Origin of the sequence: Mitsuokella apri, assembly GCF_047974105.1 — a bacterium.
Taxonomy (GTDB): domain Bacteria; phylum Bacillota; class Negativicutes; order Selenomonadales; family Selenomonadaceae; genus Mitsuokella.
Map to the genome: position 1 here is coordinate 41,765 of NZ_JBHYRS010000004.1, position 22,812 is coordinate 64,576.

A 22,812-nucleotide genomic window follows, 5' to 3' on the forward strand; every position below is an offset into this window, starting at 1 on the left:
TTTTTCCGGCAGGCATCTGCTCTTTTTTGCTTCTATTATATTTATTAGCAGGAATCAGCCTACGAGCTCGTAGCCGGCATCCTCGATGACCTTGCGGAAGTCCGCTTCGGCGATATCATGCGTAGCCTTAACATCGGCCTTGCCGCCTTCAAGGTCAACCGTAACGTCCGTGACGCCGTCCATCTTGGCAAGGGCATCATGAACGTGTTTCTGGCAGTGTGCACACATCATGCCTTTAATCGTAAGGGTCTTTTCCATTTTAATCTCTTCTTTCTTTGCATTTTGTTCGCTTGCCGCAGGTGCAGCAGCTTTTTCTTTATCAGAGGAAACGGCAGCGGCCGTTTTGTCTGCAGGAATCACAGAAGCGCTGTGCTCCGTCTTGAAGAAGCGCAGGCGCAGGGCGTTCATGACGACGCAGACGCTCGACATGCTCATTGCGGCGGCGCCGATGACCGGTGACAGCTTAATGCCGAAAGCCGGATAAAGGATGCCGGCGGCGAGCGGAATGCAGATGACATTGTAAATGAGCGCCCAAAACAGGTTCTCCTTAATGTTGCGAAGTACGGCCTTAGAAAGGCGGATGGCGCTGACAGCGTCGAGAAGGTCGCTCTTCATGAGCACGGCATCGGCACTTTCAATGGCGACATCCGTGCCGGCGCCAATGGCCATGCCGAGGTCTGCCTGCGCGAGGGCCGGCGCATCGTTGATGCCATCGCCGATCATCGCAACTCTATGGCCTTCGGCCTGCAGCTTTTTGATGTGCTCGGCCTTGTTTTCCGGCAGGACGCCGGCGATGACCTTCGGAATGCCCATACGGCGGCGGATGGCCTCCGCCGTGCGCGCATTATCGCCCGTGAGCATGACGACGTCAATGCCCATCTCCTTGAAGCGTGCGATGGCCTCCTTGCTCGTCGGCTTCTCGACATCGGCGGCAGCAAGGATGCCGATGACATGATCATCCTCGGCAAAAATCAACGGCGTGCAGCCATCGTCCGACAGCGCGGCCAGATGACTTTCATAGGCCGTAAAGTCGATTTTGTTTTCCGCCATGAGCTTGGCATTGCCGGCATAATACGTATGTCCGTCGGCCTGTGCCTTGACGCCGCGGCCAAAGAGCGCCGCAAAATCCGTCATTTTTTTCGGCGCCGCACCTTTTGCCTGCGCGTAATTCAGGACAGCTTCGGCAAGAGGATGCTCACTGCCCTGTTCGAGACCGGCAGCGATGGAAAGAAGCTCCTGCTCCGTCATGCCGACGGCCGTGACGTCCGTGACCTCGGGACGCCCCTCGGTAATGGTGCCCGTCTTATCCATGACGACGGTATCGACCGACTGGGCCGTCTCAAGGGCTTCGCCCGACTTAATCAAAATGCCGTTTTCGGCACCCTTGCCCGTGCCGACCATGATGGCGACCGGCGTAGCAAGGCCCAGTGCACACGGGCACGAAATGACGAGAATGCAGATGGCAATGGAGAACGCAAATTCAACGCTCGCACCCATCGCGAGCCAGATGCCGCCGGCAATCACGGCAATCGTGATGACGGCCGGCACGAAGACACCGGCAATCTTGTCGGCCGTGCGGGCAATCGGCGCTTTTGAGGCGCTGGCCTCATCGACAAGGCGGATGATCTGGCTGATGGTCGTATCCTGTCCGACGCGGTCCGCGCGGAAATGGATGAAGCCCTGCTTATTAATGGTCGCCGACGTGACTTTGTCGCCCTGCTGCTTTTCGACCGGAATCGGCTCACCCGTGATGGCCGACTCATCGATGCTCGTCGTGCCCGACAGCACAACACCGTCAGCCGGGATGCGTTCGCCCGGACGCACGACAATCTCATCGCCCGCCACGAGCTGCTCGACCGGCACAACCTTTTCTGCGCCGCCGCGCACGACCGTTGCCTGTTTTGGTGCGAGGTCCATGAGTTTTTCAAGCGCCTTGCTCGTCTGGCCTTTGGCACGGGCCTCAAGGTACTTGCCGACCGTAATCAAGGTGACAATCATGCCGGCCGATTCAAAGTAAAGATTCGTGCTGTACTCCGCGACCAGCGCCATGTCATTATGGCCAAAGCCCCAGCCCACGCGGAAAATCGCAAAGGCACCGAAGAGCGCCGCGGCCATCGAGCCCATGCCGACGAGGCTGTCCATGTTCGGCGCACCGTGAAAGAGATTGCGGAAGCCCGCAATATAATAACGACGGTTGAGGTACATGATGGGCAGGACGAGCAGGAACTGCGAAAACGCAAACGTGATGGCATTTTCCGGTCCGTCAAAAACCTGACTGACAATCTGCGGCACGGGCAGGCCGAACAGCTTGAAAAACAGCCCATGCATTGAAATATAGAGCGTCGGAATGAGGAAAATAACCGACCAGATCAGGCGGTGCTTCATCTCCGCAATGTTCTTCTTGACGGGGTCTTCCTGTACGGCAGCAGCTTTGGCTGCAGAAGCGCCCTTGACGGCTGCTCCGTAGCCGGCGTCGACCACGGCCTTGATGATAGCCGTAGGATTTGTCTTGGCTTCATCGTACTTGAGCTGCATGCTGTTTGTCAGCAGATTGACGCTGACATCCTGCGTACCCTCGACTTTTTTGACGGCCTTTTCGACGCGTGCAGAGCAGGCCGAACAGGTCATGCCCGTAATCGTAAATTTTTCTTTCTTCATCTTGGATTTCAGCCTCCTTGGTGGCTATATTGGAAAATACAAGTCATTTCATGACTTTCTGCAAAGTCGCGACGAGCTCGTCGACAACTTCGTCATGGCCCGCGCGGATATCATCGACCACGCACGATTTGATATGCTGCGCGAGCAGTTCTTTATTGAAGGCATTCAGGGCCGACTGAATGGCGCTGACCTGCGTGAGGATATCGACGCAGTAACGGTCATCCTCGACCATCTTGCAGACGCCGCGGACCTGACCTTCGATGCGCTTGAGGCGCGAAACAAGGCATTTGTACTCTTTGCTGTCCTTATCGCGGTATTTGTGTCTGACACAGCCGCTGCAGGACTTTTCTTTTTCGTCTTCAGCAGCATCTGCTATTTGACATTTTTTATCTTCACATGCACACATGAAATATACCCCCTAACGGTATTTAATATATACCACGAGGGGGTATCTGTCAAGCAAAAAAATATCTCCCGACCAGCGGGAGAAAAAATCAGCCTTTATCCATCGAGTGGATGATGACGTCCGTAATAATCTGCGTCCAGTTAATGCCATTGCCGCGGCTGCCGCCATTGTCTGATTCGCGCGGCTCCTGTGCCGGCGGATTTTTCGCGCGTTCGGCTGCCAGTCTGGCCGTGCGCAGGTCATCGGCAAGCGCCATGTCCTGTTTATCCGAGTAATTCCATGCCGTCTCAAGCTCACGCACGGCATCGTCGTAACGCCCTTCATCATAATAGATCAGACCTTCGTACTGATGGCTGCGCCAGATGGGGTATGTCTTATTGTCATGCGTGGTATTGTCAGCGGCACTGAGGTCTTCAAGAGCTTCATGCATGCGGTTGAGACCGTAATACGCGCGGCCGCGCAGACAGTAGGCGTAGGCACGCGGATTGCCTTTGACGCTGCGGTCTTCAAGGAGATTCGTCAGTTCGTCGATAGCCCTCGTGTACTCGCTGCGCTGGATATAGCCCATGCTGCGGTCAAAAATCTTGCCGTAATCGTAATTATTTTCGAGCTCCGTGCCGATTTTCTGCTTTTCCTGCCCATTGGCCTTCTTGTATTCCTGCAAAAGCTCCTCATTTTGTTTTTTCAAGGCATCGCGTTCCTTCTGCAGCTTCTCGACCTCCGCTTTATTCGCCATGATAGCCTGCAGATTGATGTTGTCCGTATCGACTTCAGCCGTCAGATGAACGGTGTATTTCCACGTTGTCCCCGAGATCTCCGGTATGGAATCCTCCTTGATGACCTTAAGCACCGCACCCGAAATCATCTTGACATCGTCTTCCGTCAGCTGCAGATTCTTAGTACGCGAATAGCTCTCGACATAGACACCGGCTTTTTCCACGGCCGCGCGCATGGCTTCCTGACGTGCCGCATCGCGCGCAATCTTCGGCGAGTCATTGTCCCCCATGACGTAAACACCGGTCGCTTCAATCGTCTGCGGCGCTGCCTCGGCCGCCGGAGCCCCCGCCCACAGGCAAAAGAGAGCGCAGAGCATAAGGCACATCTGCCCAATCTCTCGTATCATATCAACACCATCCTTCACAATAGTGTACACTGCCAACTACTTATCTACTATTATAAAGAGATTGCCCTGCCTTTCCAATTAAAATCGGTTAAATTTCCGCTGCTTTCCTGCCCCCTGCAAAAAAAATCACAAAATCGAAAAAAAATGATTGACACACAGGCCCAAAATCGATATACTATATCTTGTCAGTTGCGACAAGCGACAGATGCTGATTTAGCTCAGTTGGTAGAGCAGCTCATTCGTAATGAGCAGGTCGTAGGTTCGAATCCTATAATCAGCTCCATATTTCGCTGATTTAGCTCAGTTGGTAGAGCAGCTCATTCGTAATGAGCAGGTCGTAGGTTCGAATCCTATAATCAGCTCCATCTGGAACATCAGGCTTTCGAGAAATCGAAAGCCTTTTTTATTTTCTATAAGCATCCATTGAAAACAGCAGAATCGTCCAGTCATTTTGCCAGTAAAGATGGGAAATCCTTATTTTACAGGCGTTCTTTCTCTTTACTTTTTGCGGAATCGTGAAGGAAATTGTCCAAAATTTAGTCTATCATAGAACCGTAGTCAGAGAGGCGGCAGATATGGCCGCCAAGACTCACTGACAATTTTTTTTGCAAAGTAACGTTCTATGTAAAGAGGAAAAAGATATGGAACTCATTTTGAACCTTCTCCACCCGCGTGAAAAACACGCCGTATACTCGCGCGAACGTCTCGTGCGCACTGCCGTTTTCGCCTTTGCCCTGACGCTTATGGCATCTTCTACTTCCCTGCTGCGTCTGAGCCTTTTCGGCAACGACCCGTTCTCCTGCATGAATCTTGGGTTCAGCCTTGTCTCGGGGCTCAGCTTTGGCACCTGTCTCTCTATTTTCAATGTATTGGCCCTGGTCCTGCTCTTTTTCTGCGGACGCCGCTATATCAGCATCGGGACCTGGATTTATTTATTTGCCCTCGGACCGATGGCCGATGTCAGCTACAATCTGCTCGCGCCATTCCTGACGGTCGGCACAGCTGACCTCATCGGACGCAGCCTGCTGCTCATCTCCGGCATTCTCATTTCCACCTTTGGCGTTTCCCTCTATATGTGCTCGGCCATCGGCATGGGCCCATACGACGCCATCAGCTGGATCGTCGAAGACCGCACAAAGGGCCGTATTCCCTTCCGTTATGCGCGCATCGCGCTTGATGTAACGGCTGTCATCATTGGCTTTGCCTTCGGCAGTATCGTAGGACTCGGCACGCTCATCATGGCCTGTGGCACAGGACCTCTGATTTCCTTCCACAGCCGCCATTTCAGCCGGCCGCTCCTGCAGCATCTGCTGAATGTAAAATAAAAACCCTTCTCATACCTGCTGCCTTCCCATTTGCAGCAGGATTTTTTCTTGCACGGCGAGAATTCATCAACAAAACAGAAACAAAAAGCTTCTATATTATATCGAAAGAAGATGATTCCCATCGGTCTCTCCATCGACATCAAAAAGCCGGAGCCTTCCCCCTTTGAGCAGGAACCCGCGCTCATCGGCTTTTACCACTGGCCGGAAAGCATCCGTGCCATGCATGCCCACGCCGATTACATCGAATTGAACTTCATTCTGTCCGGCAATGCCACGTATATTGTCGGCAACGACCTCTGCCATGCACAGGCCGGCGATATCGTCGTTTATGACAGCGGCGTGCTGCACGACGAAAATCTCGCCCTGCATCAGCTGATTGACACCTGCTGTATTGCCGTACGCGGATTGAAACTCCCGCAGCAGCGTGAAAATACGATGCTGCCATCCAATGTTCAGCCCTGCATTCCCTGCCAGACCATCGCCGGGGAGCTGCGCAGCCTCTTTTCCATTATCAAGCAGAGCCTGCTGCACCCGCACGGCTATCACACGGCCGATATGGCCGCGAAGACCATCGTGCATCTCGTTTACGATGTCATGCAGGAGCGCGCGGCCACGACGACGCGCAAAGAAAATTTTCTTGTGCAGGAAGCCCTTGCTTACATTCACTTGCACTATACTGCAAATCTTCATGTCACCGATATTGCCCGTGCCATACATGTCAGCCCCGACTATCTCACGCATATTTTCCGCAAAATGACGAATTACACCGTCATCCAGTACATCCAGCGCCGCCGCATCGGCAAGGCACAGTCCCTGCTCATCTACACGGATATGTCGCTTCTCGAAATCGCCTCCCGCACGGGCTTTGATGATTCCAATTACTTCAGCCGCGTCTTTCATAAAATCGCCGGCGTCCCGCCCATGCAGTTCCGGCGCCTCTGGCGCGAGGCCTCCAGCCCGCAGGCCGCCAAAAAATAGAGCAGGATAGTTCAAGTTTGCAGCCCTGACCGCACCTATAATAAAGACATAGATGAAATTCCGTTTCTTATCATTTATTATGTATTGAGGGGGACTTACTATGTCAAAGACTGAAGATGTCGCTTTTGCCATTATTTCTGCTGCCGGCGATGGCCGTGCCAAAATCGCGCAGGCACTCAAAGAAGCACGCCGCGGAAATTTCGGCGTTGCCGAAGACTGCCTCAAAGAAGCCGATGAGTATCTGCTCAAAGCCCACAAACTGCAGACCGAAGAACTCCTGCAGAAAGAAGCCAACGGCGAACTCAGCGGCCCGTTCAACGTCCTCGTTTCCCATGCGCAGGATTACGTCATGACGGGTATGGCCATGAAGGAAATGGCTGCCGAGATCGTCAACCTCTACACGCAGATCCGCGCAAAATAAGCAAAACAACACCCGCTAAAAAGACAAACCTCTTTATGAAACAGCAGCAGAAATCTGCTATACTTTTTCATAGGGAGGTTTTTTCTATGCTCGGATTAGTCGAAATACAAAAACAGGAGCCTTCGCCATTTGAACAGGAGCCGGAACTCTGCGGCATTTATCACTGGCACGAAGGCTGCCGCTCCATGCATCAGCATGAGAACCGCATCGAGCTCAACTTCATTTACAGCGGCAATGGCACGCATATCGTCGGCGGCGAAATCTGCAATACCCAGCCGGGCGACGTGCTCATTCACAACAGCCATGTCCTGCACGATGAGAGCATGATGCTCGATAATCAGGTCAATGCCTGGTGCATTGCCATCAAACATCTGAAACTGCCCGGCATGCGGGAAAATGCCCTGCTGCCCGATGGCATGCACCCGCGCGTTCCCTGCCAGAGTGCCGCAAATATCCTAGGGGAACTCTACCCCATGATTCATCATTATGCCCTGCAGCCTCATGGCTACCAGACTGCCAATTCACTGGCCCGCGCCGTGGTGCTCATCGTTCATCAGCTGATTCAGACCAACGCCGTCGCAGCGACAAAAGAAGACAACGAGCTCGTCAAAGAGACTGAAGCGTTCATCGAAGAGCATTATACCGAAAATATCACGCTCTGTGACATCGCCGCCCACGTCCACACCAGTGAATCGTACATCTCGCATCTTTTCAAGAAAGTCACCCAGTATTCTCCGCAGCAGTATGTCCTGCGCCGCCGCATCGGCAAGGCACAGTGCCTGCTCGTCTACACGGATTTGACTCTGACGGACATTGCCTATCGCGTAGGGTTTGAAGACTCGGGATATTTTTCCCGCGCGTTCAAGAAAGTCATCGGCATGCCGCCAAAACTTTATCGCCAAAAATGGCAGGCCTCTTCCATTGGCTCCACGCCATCCGACATCCATATTTAAAAATTCGTCTTTCCCCTCCTGAACTTTCTTTCAGGAGGGCTTTTCTATGCCGTTTTTTGCCTCAATAGCAGGATTGTCCAATTTGACACAATTCAAAGCTGCGGCACGGGCGTATTTACAGAAAAATGATACGTCATGATTGCACAAATCGATTCAAGTTTGTTTCTTCGTATTATCCTATAATATAACCATAAAAGATAAACAACACGCCAAAACATACAAGGGCATGAAACGTTGAAAGGAGATTTTCATCATGAAAGACGGAATGTTACAGCTTGGACTCATCGGTACGGGTGCGATTGGCCGCACGCATATTGACCGCATCAACAACACGCTGCAGGGCGCACGCGTGATTGCCGTTTCCGATGCTTTCCCAGAGGGCGGCAAAAAAGCAGCAGCACAGTTTGGTTGCGAATTCATCGCCGACGGCGAGGCTTTGATCAACGATTCGCGCATCGATGCTGTCATCGTGACGACGGCAGACCCGTACCATGCACAGTACGTAAAAGCTGCAATTAAAGCCGGCAAATACGTTTTCTGTGAAAAACCGCTGGCACCGGAAGCAGAGGTCTGCAAAGAAATCGTTGACCTTGAAATGAAAGGCGGCAAGCGCCTCGTACAGGTTGGCTTTATGCGCCGTTATGATTATGGCTACCGTCAGCTCAAGCAGTATATCTCCGAGAGAAAATTTGGCGAACCCCTGATGCTGCACTGCGCACATCGCAATCCGAGCGTTCCGGAAAGCTACGATACGCCGATGGCCGTCGAGAATTCCATGATTCACGAAATCGACGTCCTGCGCTGGCTGCTCGGTGAAGATTATGTTTCTGCCGAAGTTGTCTTCCCGAAGAAAACGCGCCATGCCCACGAAAAACTCCAGGACCCGCAGATCATGTACCTGACGACGAAATCCGGTGTCCGCATTGATGTCGAAGCCTTCGTCTGCTGCGGCTACGGCTATGATATCAAATGCGAAGTCTGCTGCGAGGACGGCATCATCAGCCTGCCGGAGCCGTCGAATGCCATGATTCGCGCCAACGCTTCCCGCATTTATCCGATTTGCTCCGACTGGTCCGAACGCTTCGTTCAGGCCTACAACACGGAATTCCAGGAGTGGATCAACGGCGTAAAAGCGGACCACATCACGGGACCGAGCGCCTGGGACGGCTATGCCGGCCAGGTCACGGCAGCTGCAGCCTCCAAAGCCCGCGACACACAGACAAAAATCAGCATCGAACTGCCTGAGACGCCGGCTTTCTACAAAAAATAAATAAAGCATTGCAGTCAAAAGCCGCCCTGCGTCTCCTTGACCACGACACAGGGCGGCTTTTCTGAAATACGGATGCTATGATAATTTGCTTACAAGGGAATTGAGAAAAGATAGAATAGCAAATGATTTAAGGGGAGTGAAATAAATGACATCCGAACAAATCAGTCCAGCCGCCAAACGCTTTATTTTTACGGTTATGATTACTTCGACTCTTGGCGGTTTGTTATTTGGCTATGATACCGGCGTCATCAATGGTGCCCTGCCTTATATGGCACAGCCGGACCAGCTCAATCTGACACCGGCACTTGAGGGCTTCGTCGTTTCGGCCCTGCTTTTGGGCGCGGCTATCGGCTCCGTCACGGGCGGCCGCATCGCCGACCTCATGGGACGCCGCAGAATGATTCTGGCTCTCGCCGTCATCTTCTTTTTTGCGGCTCTTGGCTGCACACTTTCGCCAACGGTCTACGTCATGCTGCCATGCCGTTTCATCCTCGGCCTGGCCGTCGGCGGTGCTTCCGTCACGGTTCCTGTTTATCTCGCTGAAGTAGCTCCTGCCGACAAACGCGGCCGCATGGTCACGCAGAACGAACTCATGATTGTCTCCGGCCAGTTTCTCGCCTATATCTGCAATGCCATCCTCGGTACGCTTTTTGATGGCACGGGCCATGTCTGGCGTTACATGCTCTTTTTGGCCACGCTGCCGGCCCTCGCCCTGTTTTTCGGCATGCTGAGAATGCCGGAAAGCCCGCGCTGGCTCGTGTTAAAAGGTAAGGTCAGCGATTCTCTCGCCATACTCAAAAAACTGCGCGGCTCTCAAAATACCGCAATTGCCGAACTCAATGATATTCAGGATAACATCGCCCAACAGGCTGCCATCAAACAGTTCGGGTGGAAGGATTTGAAACGCCCCTGGGTGCGTCATATCCTGTTCATCGGCATCGGCGTTGCCGTCGCGACCCGCTTCACCGGCGTCAACACCATCATGTTCTATGGCACACAGATTCTCACCGAAGCAGGTTTCGGCCGTCAGATTGCCCTGATCGCCAATGTCGCCAACGGCCTGACTTCCGTGCTCGCCACGTTCGTCGGCATCTGGCTGCTCGGCAAGATTGGCCGCCGCACCATGTTTCTCACAGGCATCTGCGGCACGATGTTCGCCCTGATTGTCATTGCCCTTTCTTCTATTTATCTCTCTGGGTCAACGGCTCTGCCTTTCATCGTCCTCTCGATGACGATTTTCTTCCTCGCTTTCATGCAGGCCTGCATCGGCCCTGTTCTCTGGCTCATCATCGCTGAGATTTTCCCGCTGCAGCTTCGCGGCCTCGGCATGGGCATCTGCATTTTCTTCCTCTGGATTGTCGACTTCTGCGTCGGCACGGCCTTCCCGATTCTGCTTTCGGCTATCGGCCTCGGCGCTACGTTCTTCTTCTTCGTCGGCGCCCTGATCATCGCCTTCATCTTCGTCAAGACCTGCGTGCCTGAAACAAAGGGCAAGAGCCTCGAAGAAATTGAGCGCTATTTCCGCAGCCTCTATCCGGATAAAGATGAAAAGCAGAGCACACTCAAAGCCTGAATTCTTCTTCGTATTTTGAATTTCAATCTATCAGCATAAAATCATAAGATTTGGAGGTATCATCATGCAACTTTCCATCTGCACCGATGTTTTCGGCAAAATTCCGTTTACGGAGATGCTCGATAAAGTCAAAGACTATGGTCTCGATGCCATCGAGCTCACGACCGGCGGCTGGGGCGGCTGCTTCTTCGTCCCGTCTGCCGAAGAACTCGTCAAGAATGCCAGCAAGCGCAAGGCCTTCCTGAAGGAAATCGAAGCGCGCGGCCTTAAGATTTCAGCCCTGAACTGCTCGGGCAATCCACTTGTCAACAACGCCATGGGCCGCGCCCACAGCAAGACCATCCACGATACGGCCGAACTCGCCGGCCTGCTCGGTGTCAAGACGATCGTCACGATGTCGGGTCTTCCCGAAGCAGCACCTGGCGACACCACGCCGAACTGGATCACCTCGACCATTTCCTGGCCGGACTTCAATGGCCGCAATTACATGCGCGACGCTGTAAAATACCAGTGGGAAGTGGCGGGCAAATGGTGGCAGGAATACGCTGCCTTCGCCAGGGAAAACGGTGTCGAGAAAATCGCCATCGAGGAATTCCCGTGCCAGCTCGTCTACAATGTGCGCTCGCTCAAGAAACTCATCGAAGTCACGGGGCCGGAGCTCGGCAAAATGATTGGCATGAACCTCGATCCTTCACACCTGATGATTCAGGGAGCTGAGCCGATTGCCGCTGCCCGCGCCCTTGGCAATAAGATTTTCTACGTCCATGGCAAGGATGCCCGCATCGAGCGCGGTCTTGCCGATGTCGACGGCCTGCTCGAGAATCTGCCGGTCGACCAGTCGGCAAAACGCACCTGGAACTATGTCGGCGTCGGCTGCGGCCGCGACCTGCAGTGGTGGAAGGAATTCTTCTCCGTAGTCCACATGATGGGCTACAACGGCTATGTCTCCCTTGAAATGGAAGACCTCACCATGAGCACGGAAGCCGGCCTTGCCACCTCCATTGATGCTCTGAAACAGACCATCAGCCGTTAATCTCTCTTGATTAACGCTCCAACTTTTGACTTCCCAACTTTTATCGCTTTATTTTGTAAAACCCCGCTTTATTTCCTTTCGACAGGGACTCGTTCCCTGTCTTTTCTTTTGCCCGTTTTGCAGCGGACCTATGTTATAATGAAGGAAAGATATTTTTGTTATTTTGCCTGACAGTATAATGACAGGACAGGAGGAACCATCATGAAAATTGCAATGGCCAATGACCACGCCGGCACGAAACTCAAGAACGAGATCAAGGCGTACCTTGAGAGCGAAGGACATGAAGTCAAGGATTTTGGCACGTACGACGAGGAATCGTGCGACCTTTCGGATTTTGTCTATCCGGCAGCCCTTGCCGTCGCGAAGGGCGAATGCGACCGCGGCATTTTTGTCGACGGCGTCGGCTACGGCAGTGCGATGATTGCCAACAAACTGCGCGGCATTTTCGCCGTGGTCTGTCAGGACCCGTTCTGCGCAGCGCTTGCCCGCCAGCATAATGACAGCAATGTTCTCTGCCTCGGCGGCAAGATCATCGGCCCGGCCATCGCCATGGAAATCGTCAAGACCTGGATGCACACGGACCCGCTGACGGCCGAAAAATACCGCCGCCGCGTCAAGAAAGTCCAGGAAATCGACGCGAAGCACTGCGTCGCCGTAAAATAAACCGACACTCGAATAAAACTGCACAAAAAAGAAGGCGTCACCCATGCGGGCGGCGCCTTTTCTATGGAAATATGCTGCAATATATTTCCAAGACTATATGAAATTGGGAAGTGTTTAGGGAATTTAGAAAGTGAATGCGTCCGTCGGAACGTCAATACGGTTGAAACTGCTGGTGTCTCAGTCGTAGAAAGCCGGTTTTTCCTGTGCTGGCTTGATTTCTTCAACTTTGCCGCTCGTCTGTGCACGGACAAGGGCATCGGCCGTGATGGCTGCGAGATAGCCATCCCAGGCATTCGGGCCGCCGATGACTTCTTTTGCTGCGTCGTTGACCCAGTTCTGGACCTCATCATCGTAAGCATCGTGGAAGCGTACGAAGCAGTCCGTATCGATGGTCTGCGTGATCTGTGCGTTCTTGCGATACGTCGGATAAAGCGGCTGCGGCATCTCGATGACACCGTCTTCGCAGACGACATGGCAGTTGATATCATAACCGAACTTGCAGTTGACGAAAACTTCATCTTCTACGACAATGCCGCTCTTCGTCTGCAGGATCATGAGCTGCGGGTCAGCGAGTTCCTTATGCGCATATTTCGTGACTTTCGGCATGATGACCTGAGCCGAAACGAAATCGTCGTTGACGAGCCAATGCGTAACATCGATTTCATGAATGGCCGTATCATGAACAGCCATAGCCGTCGTGTAGCTGTCCGGCACTTCCGGATTGCGGTGCGTGCAGTGCAGCAGAAGCGGCGAGCCGTATTCACCGGAATCAAGGGCTGCCTTGACTTCGTTGTAGCCTTTATCATAGCGGCGCATGAAACCGAGCTGAATCAGGTGTTTGCCGGATTTGACTTCGGCATCGATGACTTCGAGGCAATCCTCAGCCGTCGTGCAGAGCGGTTTCTCGCAGAAAATACGCTTGCCAGCCTTGATGGCCATGAGCAGAGCTTCTTTATGAGCAAAGCCCGGCGTAACGATGAAGACAGCATCGACTGCAGGATCGTTGATGAGGTCTGCTTCGTTCTTGTATTTCTTGCAGTTCGGGCCGGCAATGGCTGCACCCTTCTCGACGAGGGCATCGACCATATCGGCAACAGCGACGACTTCTGCGCCCTGCGTGCGGTTCGTCAGACGATCAATATGACTGCGGCCCATGCCGCCACAACCGATAACACCTACATGTAACATGATAATTCCTCCCAGCTTTATTTTAAAAATTGATATAGCTACTGAAATCTTTTGTGTGGATTCGGACTTCAGCTTATGACTCAGTCAAAATTTCTCTTGATGACGGCTTCGGATTTTTCCTTGCCGATGCGGTAAACATCCTCTGGGTCCATCTTGTAGTATTCCGGACGGAAGAGTTCAAGCGATACGACGTCTTCCTTCCAGCCGATTTTCTTCAGAGTCTGGAAGATGGCATCGAGATCGATGCAGCCATCGCCCGGCCATACGCGGTCTTCATCGAGCAGCGAACCAATCGGGAAATCCTCAGTATCGTTGAGATGAACGATGAAGATCTTCTTGCCATCGGCCTTGGCAAGGTCCTCAAGCTTCGAGCCCATGCCATGGAAGTGGAAGCAGTCGAGCGTGATGCCGACATTGTCCATATCGACATCCTGGATGACGGACCAGGCTTCGCCAAACGTGTTGATGGAAGCAGCCGGATGGCCGATGAATTCGACGGAGATGCGCATGCCGTACTCAGCAGCGATGGCGCCCATTTCCTTGAGGCTCTTGACTGCGGATTTATGGATTTCCTGACGCGTGACTTTCTTGAGGTCGACCGTCGGCACCGTGATGACGGTCTTGCAGCCGATTTTCTTGCCCCATTCGCACATCTGGCGCAGCTCCTGCAGCACCTTCTGATAATCTTCCGGTGTGCGGTTGTTGAAGAAGCACAGCGTGTTGAAAGCCAGTGGTTTGACCTTATGGCTCTTGAACCAGGCGGCCAGATCATCGATCGTATGGTTCTTGAGATAATTCGGAATGCCGTCCATCGTGCGCGGCTCGATCATGTCGTAGCCGTACTTTTCGCAAAGCTCAAGGTCTTTTTCAAGGCTGGATTTTTCGAGGCAGGTTGCCTGATTCATGCTTAATTTCATTTCTTATGCTCCCTTTCTTTATTCTTTGAGCTGTTTTTCTCTCATTTGATGGTTTAAGTATACCGCTATTTTCAGAATATTACTTTCTCGTTTCTGCTTCCTTTCCAGCAAAAAAAAGAGTGCAGGCCGCTCGGCTTGCACTTTTCTGCAAAAAGAGAATGGCTGATGCCAGATCCCTTACTTATGAATGTTGGATGCTAACGTGTTGAGGTTCTTAAATTGATGTTCTCCGACCTTCGCCTTGCGGTAGTTCTGTGGCGACATTCCTGCAAAGCGTTTGAACTGATTGTTGAAGTAGCTGATATTATCGTAGCCAACGCGCACGCTGACTTCTGTAATGGAAAGGTCCGAGGTCATCAGCAGCGTCTGCGCCTCGCCGATGCGCCGCCTGATGATGTACTGGATCGGCGGAAAGCCGAAAAATTTCTTAAACTGATGGGCAAAGCCCGAAACGCTCATATGTGAGCGTTCCGCTAACGCTTCTACGGTCAATTCCTCCATAAAATGACTGTCGATATAATCCTTGCATTCGATGAGCAGCCGGTCCTTCTCACGCGCCGGCTGCTGGCGTTCATGCGGCAGCTGGTAAAGCAGGATCTCGATGAGGGCCGTGAGTACAGCCTGCGTGATTTCACCATTTCGCGGCAGATCCTGGTCGACTTCCGTATAAAGCAATTGAAAAAGACTCTCAATCATTGAAGCGGCCGCTCCCGCATGGATGCGCGGCGAGACATCCTTAGCCACAAGAAAATTATCCGGCAGATTCGGCAGCGAAAGTCCCTTGACACCGCAATTATAGAAACGCAGTCCTTCCTCAGGGTCCGCGCTCTCGTCATGGAGCTTGCCCTGATTGTAAATCAGAATATCCCCCTTCTCTACCTCATAAAGCCGCCTGCCGATACGGATATTGCCGCGGCCGCTGCAGATATACTGCAGTTCAAGATTGTGTTCATGGCAGTGTACGGCCGTCGGCGTGACCGTCTCCCGCTCATCATTGAAGCTGACATAGACAAGCTGTAGATTTTTCCACGAGATACACGGTTCTAAAATATTTTTGTTCTGCTTGTAATAAATAACACCCATTTGACTCACCCTAAATAAAAAAACCGGTCCGCCTTATTTCTGCGAAATCGATGTCCGTTCTCCCTCTTTCTTTCATTCTAACAATCCGCATCACGCATTGACAAGAGATATTCTGCACAATCCTAAGAAAAAAGAAAGTCTCCCCGTGCCAATAGCACAGGAAGACTTTCTAAAGCGGGTATTTATAATAGAAGCATTGAAAGAAATCAGGCTTTCTCTTCGCAGTTTACGCGGTCCTTCTCGCCATGGTGACGGAAGTCATGCTCAATCTGCTCAAGCGAACGGCCGCGCGTCTCTGGTACGAATTTATAGACAAAGCCGAGACCTAAGAGACCGACAGCTGCAAAGATGAAGAACGTAGCCGAAAGGCCGAAGGAATACAGCAGCGACGGGAAGACCGAGCCGATGCAGAAATTCGTGAGCCAGAGGCAGAGGACGGCACAGCCCATGCCCATGCCGCGGATGCGCAGCGGGAAGAGCTCCGACAGCAGCAGCCAGGTAACCGGGGAAAGGAAGCCCTGCTGGAAGAACAGGAACGTAACCGTCAGGGAAAGAACGACAAACGGCAGAATGGACGTGCCTGCAAGAACGTTCGAGAAAATACCGATGGCACAGAGGCAGGCCATCGTGCCAATCTGGCCCGTCATAATGAGCGGACGGCGGCCATGACGCGTCATAAGCCACATACCAAAAATCGTAGCGGCAACCGAAATCGTACCATTGGCGATATTGCCAATAAGGGCTGCTTCCGTTGAGAAGCCTGCCTGCGTCAGAATCTGCGTACCATAATACATGATGGAGTTGACGCCCGAAATCTGCTGGCAGATGGATACGCCCATGCCGATGAAGACGATGCGGCGGATCCAAGGCGTAGCGAGGTCCTTGTAGCTGGCTTTATCAAGATGCTGCTCGGCACTGATGTTATCCTGAATCTCATTGAGTTCGGCAATGGCCTGACGCTCATCGCGGATTTTCTTCAGGACTTTCATGGCATCGCTGACGCGGCCCTGCAGCAAAAGCCAGCGCGGGCTCTCCGGCATCACGAGCATGCCGAACCAGAGCACGACAGCCGGAATGGAAGCAAGTGCGAGCATGTAGCGCCAGATATGGCCGACTTCACCAAACGTGATGCCAAGAATAGCATTTAAGATGAAGGCTAAGAGCTGTCCGGAGACAATCATGAGCTCGTTCTGCGTGACCATGCGGCCGCGCCGGTCAGCCGGAGCCATCTCAGCGAGATAGGCAGGAACTGTGACGGAAGCACCGCCGACGGCCAGACCGAGGATGAAGCGGAAGGCAATGAGGATGCCTGCAGTCGGTGCCAGCGAGCAGCCGATTGCTGCACAGAAGAAGACGACGGCTAAGCAAAGAAGCATCTTGCGGCGCCCTTCTGCATCGGAAAGACGTCCGCCAAAGAACGAACCAATCGCTGCGCCGAACAGCAGGCCGCTGGCGACGAAGCCTTCAAGTGCCGGTGTCAGATTGAGCTGATCCGGACGGGCCATAAAAGCAAGCGCGCCGTTGATGACGCCAGTATCATAACCGAAGAGCAGTCCGCCGAATGTCGAAATGACGGTGACTCGTTTGAGGAACTTTTGATGACTTACCTCTGCCATAATTGCATTACCCCTCTCAATAATCTTGTAATTTCTTTCTTTTCTTTCTATAGAATATAGATGAGCTCATATCGGAAAACCTCAGCGGTTTTTGTTTACATGCTTTATTATAGATGAATTTTCAGAATAATACTTCACGATTTCTGTCTCATTTCGAATTAGAAAACGTTATCTTTACTATCCTTTTATATTATTCTGCAAGACATTGTTCGCAAATTCTCGTTTTCATCCATTTTACGCTCTATATTCCATCACACTTGCTCATTCTTTCGGCCGACCGCAAGATTCTATAGTCAGCATGCTCATACAGTGCGTCACACCTGCTATATCCCTGTACTTTTCAAAAAATTACGCCAAAAAATTGAAGAATATCACCGTTTGCGCATGGTATAATAAACGTAAAGTTAATCAAGAAGGACAACACAGATAACAAATAGTTGTCCAATAGCAGTCAGGAAAGGCGGTTATCACAATGATTAAAGTTGGTATTATCGGCGCAGGTCGTATCGGTCACGTACATGGCGAAAGCATTTCGAAGTTCGTCAAGAATGCAACGGTCAAGACGATTGCAGATCCGTTTATGAATGAAAAGACGGAAGCTTGGGCAAAATCCCTCGGCGTTGAGAAGACGACGAAAGACTACCATGAAATCCTGAACGACCCAGAAATCAAGGCAGTTCTGATTTGCGCTTCCACGGACCAGCATTCCCCGCTCTCCATCGAAGCTCTGCGTGCCGGTAAGCATGTATTCTGCGAGAAACCGATTGACCACGATGTCAATAAGATTAAGGAAGTTCTCGATGTTGTCAAAGAGACGGGCATGAAATATCAGGTTGGTTTCAACCGTCGTTTCGACCACAACTTCAAGGCTATCCGCGATGCTGTTGTTGCTGGCAAAGTCGGCAAACAGCAGATCATCAAGATCACGTCGCGTGACCCGGAGCCGCCTTCCATTGACTATGTAAAAGTTTCCGGCGGTATCTTCCTCGACATGACGATTCATGATTTCGATATGGTTCGTTACCTCTCCGGCGCAGAAGTCGAAGAAGTTTATGCAGAAGGTTCCGTAACGGTTGATCCGGAAATCGGCAAAGCAGGCGATATCGATACGGCTGTCATCACGCTGAAACTCGATAACGGTGCAACGGCTGTCATCGATAACTGCCGTGCAGCTTGCTATGGTTACGATCAGCGCGCTGAAGTATTCGGCTCCAAGGGCTGCGTCGCCATCTCCAACGATTCCGACTCCAACGCTGTTTACAGCTGCAAAGACGGCGTCATCGCTGAGAAACCGATGTTCTTCTTCCTCGAGCGCTACATGATGGCTTATGCAAACGAAGTCAACCAGTTCGTCGAAGCAATCGTCAACGACACGCCGACCCCGGTCAACGCAAACGATGGCCTGCAGCCGGTACTCATCGGCCTCGCTGCTAAGAAGTCCGTCGAAGAGCATCGTCCGGTCAAAGTTGCAGAGATCCGTGCTCAGTACGGCCTTTGATTCAGACCTTACATGTATCATCAATCCTAGTATCTTAGTATCCTAACCTAGTGATTGAAATTCCTTCGTTCCTCTCCATACGGCACCCCCTGCCGTATGTTCCATACCAAATAAAAAAGGACCCTTCCCGGGGTCCTTTTTTTATGGCAAAAATACAGACATTTTTTTAGGCAATACATCTCCTCTTGTTAAAATGTAATGTGTTATATATTGGGTATATTTTGATGTATCTATGATAAAATGTTTGCGTTCTTTCCCTCATTCTGCTAAAATAGAGTCAGTTAATGATAGGATTCATATAAAATATCACGAGCATAGGGGCTGCAGCACACGCTGCGGCACCTCTATCGTTTTAACAGGAGGGGTATCATTGCTTCAATATTTTCCGAATCATCGCTATCGCTCCACATTCAGCAAAAGCGCTGCGCCAAGACTTGAATATGTCTGTCACGTTGGCGAAGATGCTTCCCATATGCCGCGCAGCATGCACGAACACGACCATCTCTGCGAAATCGTACTCGTCTATCAGGGAGCCGGCATCTACATGATCGATGGCAGACGTTATACGGCCCAAAAGGGCGACCTCATCTTCTATAACAGTCATTCCGTTCACGATGAATTCGGCGGCTCCGGCAGCGGCCTTGGCACCTACTGCATCGCAGTCAGCGGCCTGCGCATCGAGGATTTGCCGGACGACCATCTGCTGCCTGAGGGGCTTTCCCCTGTCCAGCCTACAAAAGGCCACTTCAAGGAAATCCTGCATCTCTTTGACTCCATCGAACAGGAGGCAAAGGAACACGCAGAAATTGCCAATTACCTGACCATGGCCCTGCTCACAAAGCTTGCAGCCTTCCTGCGCGAAGAAGGGCTGCCGGAAAAACAGCAGACACCGACGCTTGTCACAGAAGCCCGTGCTTTCATCGACAAGAACTACAAGGAGAACATCCGACTCAACGACATTGCCAAGGCCACGCATACCAATGCCTATTACCTTTCGCATCTCTTCAAGGCCGAAGTCGGGCTTTCCCCGATGAAGTACGTCATCCTGCGCCGTCTCGGCGAAGCTCAGAATCTCCTCATCAACACAGACATGACCATCACGCAGATCGCCGCACAAGTCGGCTACAACAACTCCAACTACTTCCAGAACGTCTTTAAGAGCGCCCTTGACATGACCCCCGGTGAGTACCGGCGCAAATGGACGATCTGAAATCCGAAGCCCAAGGTCTATATATAAGGGTCTATATATAATAGAAGCAAATGACAAAAACAGCGCGGCTGCCTGAATAGTCTTCAGACAGCCGCATCACTTTTTGTCATTTTTTATTTTAAAAGAAAAAATCCCCGAAGGCCGGGTAAGCCTTCGGGGCAAAATTGGGATGGGCGGATGTTCGTGCCATTCACACTTGCATCCTGTTTATCTCAATCAGAGTTCTCCCTTCGCCTCACGTGCGACGAGGTCACGCATAATCTGCGGATACTGCTTATCGAGCTTGTAAGCCCAGAGGATCAGCAGCAGGACAACCCAGACAAAGATCGGACCAAACTCATAAAGGTCAATGATCATCTGGATGGCGCTGTCCGGCTGGACAGCAGCAGCCGTCGTCGAAGAAACGTAACCGGCATAGGAGAGCAGGCCCGTGAGGACTGCACTCGTAAGACCGGAACCGACCTTCGTGCCGACAGAACCACCGGAGAAGATAAGACCTTCCTGACGGATGTGGAACTTCCACTGGCCATACTCAACAACATCGCCGAGGAAACCGAAGATGACGGAGTTCAGCGGGGCAAAACCAATGCCGCGGATAACGCAGCTGAATACGACCCAGTTAAAATCAAGCGGATTCAAGAGATAAATCAGATGACCGACAAAGCAGACGCTGATGCCGATGAGGCTCATGTTGCGTTTGCCGAAGCGGCGCAGCAGGGCCGGGCAGAAAACAATCGTGAAGCCGATTGTCAGGCCCGTCTCCAAGAGGTACAGGATGGAGTAAAGCGAGCTGTCCATGAAGATGTATTTGCAGTAATACGGCAGGACCGTACCCGTGATATAGAAGATAACGTTCTGCATCATCCAGATAGTCATGGCCATCCAGAAGTATTTATTGAGTGCGAGGCATTTCAGAGATTTGCCAACAGGGATCTTCGCGACTTTCTTGCGTGCTTCGATGACAACCGTCTCTTTGCACTGTGAGAAGCAGAAGAGCAGGAGAATGAGACCGAGAACTGCCCAAATGCTCATGACTTCGACCCAGGCCATCTGGTTATCGCCAAACATCTTGACGAGCGGCAGCGTAGCCGAGACCGAGAGAATTTTACCAAGTGGAGAAAGGGTCATACGCGTGATGGACAGCATATCGCGTTCTTTCGAGATACGCGTCATCATCGCCGAAAGAGAACCATACGGCAGATTCAGTGCCGTATAGCAGACGGTTGTACAGAAGTTATACGTAACAAAGAGGTACGCAAACTGCAGAGCCGAAGAACCTTGTGGTACCGTATAAATAAGGACGATAGAAAGAGCGAACGGAACACTCATCCAGAGAATCCAAGGTCTTGATTTGCCCCATTTGGAATTCGTACGCTCCACGATGAAGCCCATGACGACATCGGAAAAACCATCGAAGCAGCGGGAAATGAGGAAAACAAGACCAACCATTGCAGGATCAATGCCCGCATAGTCGGTGTAGAAGAACGTCAGGATGCTCATTGCACCCCAGACAATGTTCTGTGCCGTATCGCCAAGGCCATACGCAATTCGTGTGAGCCAGGACAGCTTGCCGGAATTCTCCGCAGCTGCATTTGCTGGATTTGCCATGAAAAAACCCTCCCATTTCTTGAGCCCTATAAAGCTCTATCATTATGAAACTACATTATATTACGACAATTCTCATCGGCAAACATATATCTCATGAACAAAAAGAATGGCTTCATGAAATATCCTGGCCGGGGACAGGCTCCCCTCCTGTCCTCGGTCAAGGAAAACTTTCATTTTTTGCTTTACCGTTTTCACTGCTTGCCAAGCAGAATCATTGACAACGGAACAATAAGTTATATTTTAAATCAATATACAATAGAAACCGGCTTGCCTTCTTTATAAGACTGCGTCGTAGCAAAGGCAATCTGCGTGGACTTCGTGCCATCATAAACTTTGACTTCCGGTTTGCGGCCCGTCTGGACACAGTCGATGAATTCCTGCATCTCCAGGAGATAAGCCTTGGCAAAACGCTCCGGAAAACCGCTGACACATTCTTTGACGGCACCGTGCTTATCATAGATCATGCAGAGGTTCTTCTCCGGAACCGGGCTGATGCGCAGCGTTCCTTCCGTGCCGACAACTTCCGTTTCAACATGGTAGCCATACGGAGCCGTGCGGCCGACATGGACAAAACCGATTTTGCCGCTCTTGCATTTGTACATCGCTACGCCCGTCTCATCATCGCCGGCAGCCTTGAATTCCGGATGCTTGAACGTCGCACCGGATGCATAGACTTCCGTCGGGTCCTCGCCGAGGAACCAGCGCATGAGGTCGATATCATGGATGGCCATGTCGATGAAGATGCCGCCCGAGGTCGGCGCAAAGCGGATGGCGCCTTGTACGAGAGCCTCCGGGTCAATGCCCGTAGCCTTTACCATATACGGCTCACCAATGAGGCCGGCCTTGATTTTTTCCATGGCATATGCATAGGACGGGTCGAAGCGGCGCATGAAGCCGAGGAAGAATGCGAGTTCCGGATGACGCTCTACAGCCTTTTCTGCCTGCTTGCATTCCTCAACGTTGACACCCAGCGGTTTCTCCGAGAAGACGTGCTTGCCGGCATCAAGGGCCTTGGCAATCTGCTCGCAGTGCAGACCGCTTGTCGTGACAATGGCCACGGCGTCGATATCGGCCTTGGCGAGCATCTCGTCAAAATCCGTATAAACATCCGTCACACCGAGTTCTTTCTTGGCATATTCAAGTTCAGCCGGCATGATTGAGCAGGCTGCCGTAAGCTCCGCATTGGGGATCTTATACGCGATGTTGCCTGCATGAACCTTGCCGAGACGACCGAGACCTGCGATACCAACTTTGACCTTTTCCATGATGACCTCTCCCTTTATGATAAT

Annotated in this window: 19 protein-coding genes and 2 tRNA genes; 12 read left to right on the forward strand and 9 right to left on the reverse strand. The window is 51.9% G+C overall.

Features of this window, described 5'->3' with window-relative positions; all coding sequences use genetic code 11:
* Positions 1-54 precede the first annotated feature (54 nt).
* From ACE419_RS06735 to ACE419_RS06745, 3 genes are all read right to left on the reverse strand, one after another.
* Positions 55-2,658 (reverse strand): heavy metal translocating P-type ATPase, encoded by a 2,604-nt coding sequence (locus tag ACE419_RS06735; protein WP_435721442.1) that lies wholly within the window; start codon positions 2,656-2,658, stop codon positions 55-57.
* Positions 2,659-2,701: 43 nt separating this feature from the next.
* On the reverse strand, positions 2,702-3,064 hold the full coding sequence (locus ACE419_RS06740; protein WP_435721443.1) for a metal-sensing transcriptional repressor: 363 nt from the start codon (positions 3,062-3,064) through the stop codon (positions 2,702-2,704).
* An 88-nt stretch (positions 3,065-3,152) separates the two neighbouring features.
* Entirely contained in the window at positions 3,153-4,187 is a 1,035-nt protein-coding gene (locus ACE419_RS06745) for a hypothetical protein (protein ID WP_435721444.1), read from the reverse strand.
* Positions 4,188-4,394: 207 nt separating this feature from the next.
* On the opposite strand from ACE419_RS06745, the gene ACE419_RS06750 reads away from it, so the two are divergent.
* From ACE419_RS06750 to ACE419_RS06795, 10 genes are all read left to right on the forward strand, one after another.
* Positions 4,395-4,470 (forward strand) — tRNA-Thr (locus ACE419_RS06750).
* A gap of 6 nt (positions 4,471-4,476) precedes the next feature.
* Positions 4,477-4,552: transfer RNA gene (locus tag ACE419_RS06755), tRNA-Thr, on the forward strand.
* A 276-nt stretch (positions 4,553-4,828) separates the two neighbouring features.
* A complete protein-coding gene (locus ACE419_RS06760) occupies positions 4,829-5,512 on the forward strand; it encodes a YczE/YyaS/YitT family protein (protein ID WP_435721445.1) in 684 nt (227 codons plus the stop codon).
* A 111-nt stretch (positions 5,513-5,623) separates the two neighbouring features.
* Positions 5,624-6,490: a helix-turn-helix transcriptional regulator gene (locus ACE419_RS06765; RefSeq protein ID WP_435721446.1), complete on the forward strand. Its 867-nt coding sequence runs from the start codon at positions 5,624-5,626 to the stop codon at positions 6,488-6,490.
* 100 nt (positions 6,491-6,590) lie between these two features.
* Entirely contained in the window at positions 6,591-6,911 is a 321-nt protein-coding gene (locus tag ACE419_RS06770) for a PTS lactose/cellobiose transporter subunit IIA (protein WP_432645920.1), read from the forward strand.
* A gap of 86 nt (positions 6,912-6,997) precedes the next feature.
* On the forward strand, positions 6,998-7,864 hold the full coding sequence (locus ACE419_RS06775; RefSeq protein WP_432645921.1) for an AraC family transcriptional regulator: 867 nt from the start codon (positions 6,998-7,000) through the stop codon (positions 7,862-7,864).
* 253 nt (positions 7,865-8,117) lie between these two features.
* On the forward strand, positions 8,118-9,134 hold the full coding sequence (locus tag ACE419_RS06780) for a Gfo/Idh/MocA family protein (RefSeq protein WP_432645922.1): 1,017 nt from the start codon (positions 8,118-8,120) through the stop codon (positions 9,132-9,134).
* A gap of 145 nt (positions 9,135-9,279) precedes the next feature.
* Positions 9,280-10,707 (forward strand): sugar porter family MFS transporter, encoded by a 1,428-nt coding sequence (locus tag ACE419_RS06785; protein ID WP_432645923.1) that lies wholly within the window; start codon positions 9,280-9,282, stop codon positions 10,705-10,707.
* Between the two features lie 64 nt (positions 10,708-10,771).
* Entirely contained in the window at positions 10,772-11,740 is a 969-nt protein-coding gene (locus tag ACE419_RS06790) for a sugar phosphate isomerase/epimerase family protein (protein WP_435721447.1), read from the forward strand.
* Between the two features lie 201 nt (positions 11,741-11,941).
* Complete coding sequence (locus tag ACE419_RS06795) at positions 11,942-12,403, forward strand: RpiB/LacA/LacB family sugar-phosphate isomerase (RefSeq protein ID WP_118175864.1); 462 nt, start codon at positions 11,942-11,944, stop codon at positions 12,401-12,403.
* A 177-nt stretch (positions 12,404-12,580) separates the two neighbouring features.
* On the opposite strand, the gene ACE419_RS06800 is transcribed toward ACE419_RS06795, so the two are convergent.
* The 4 genes from ACE419_RS06800 to ACE419_RS06815 all read right to left on the reverse strand — a co-directional run bounded on the left by ACE419_RS06800 (position 12,581) and on the right by ACE419_RS06815 (position 17,207).
* Entirely contained in the window at positions 12,581-13,591 is a 1,011-nt protein-coding gene (locus ACE419_RS06800) for a Gfo/Idh/MocA family protein (protein ID WP_432645925.1), read from the reverse strand.
* Positions 13,592-13,671: 80 nt separating this feature from the next.
* The gene (locus ACE419_RS06805; RefSeq protein ID WP_302609643.1) at positions 13,672-14,508 is read right to left on the reverse strand and encodes a sugar phosphate isomerase/epimerase family protein; all 837 of its coding nucleotides are present in this window, start codon (positions 14,506-14,508) and stop codon (positions 13,672-13,674) included.
* A gap of 177 nt (positions 14,509-14,685) precedes the next feature.
* Positions 14,686-15,591, reverse strand: coding sequence for a helix-turn-helix domain-containing protein (locus tag ACE419_RS06810; RefSeq protein ID WP_435721448.1), 906 nt, complete (start codon positions 15,589-15,591; stop codon positions 14,686-14,688).
* A gap of 206 nt (positions 15,592-15,797) precedes the next feature.
* Positions 15,798-17,207, reverse strand: a complete 1,410-nt coding sequence (locus ACE419_RS06815; RefSeq protein ID WP_435721449.1) for a sugar porter family MFS transporter — start codon at positions 17,205-17,207, stop codon at positions 15,798-15,800.
* 472 nt (positions 17,208-17,679) lie between these two features.
* Between ACE419_RS06815 and iolG (ACE419_RS06820) the strand changes: the two genes are divergently transcribed.
* Positions 17,680-18,705, forward strand: coding sequence for an inositol 2-dehydrogenase (iolG, locus tag ACE419_RS06820; protein ID WP_317429889.1), 1,026 nt, complete (start codon positions 17,680-17,682; stop codon positions 18,703-18,705).
* A gap of 370 nt (positions 18,706-19,075) precedes the next feature.
* Positions 19,076-19,915, forward strand: coding sequence for a helix-turn-helix transcriptional regulator (locus ACE419_RS06825; protein ID WP_432645928.1), 840 nt, complete (start codon positions 19,076-19,078; stop codon positions 19,913-19,915).
* Positions 19,916-20,131: 216 nt separating this feature from the next.
* Here ACE419_RS06825 and ACE419_RS06830 read toward each other — a convergent pair whose 3' ends face one another.
* Together ACE419_RS06830 and iolG (ACE419_RS06835) are read right to left on the reverse strand one after the other, a co-directional pair.
* Positions 20,132-21,523 carry an MFS transporter gene (locus ACE419_RS06830; protein ID WP_435721450.1) on the reverse strand — a complete coding sequence of 464 codons (1,392 nt, stop codon included), beginning with the start codon at positions 21,521-21,523 and terminating at the stop codon, positions 20,132-20,134.
* 245 nt (positions 21,524-21,768) lie between these two features.
* On the reverse strand, positions 21,769-22,788 hold the full coding sequence (gene iolG / locus ACE419_RS06835) for an inositol 2-dehydrogenase (RefSeq protein ID WP_435721451.1): 1,020 nt from the start codon (positions 22,786-22,788) through the stop codon (positions 21,769-21,771).
* Positions 22,789-22,812 lie beyond the last annotated feature (24 nt).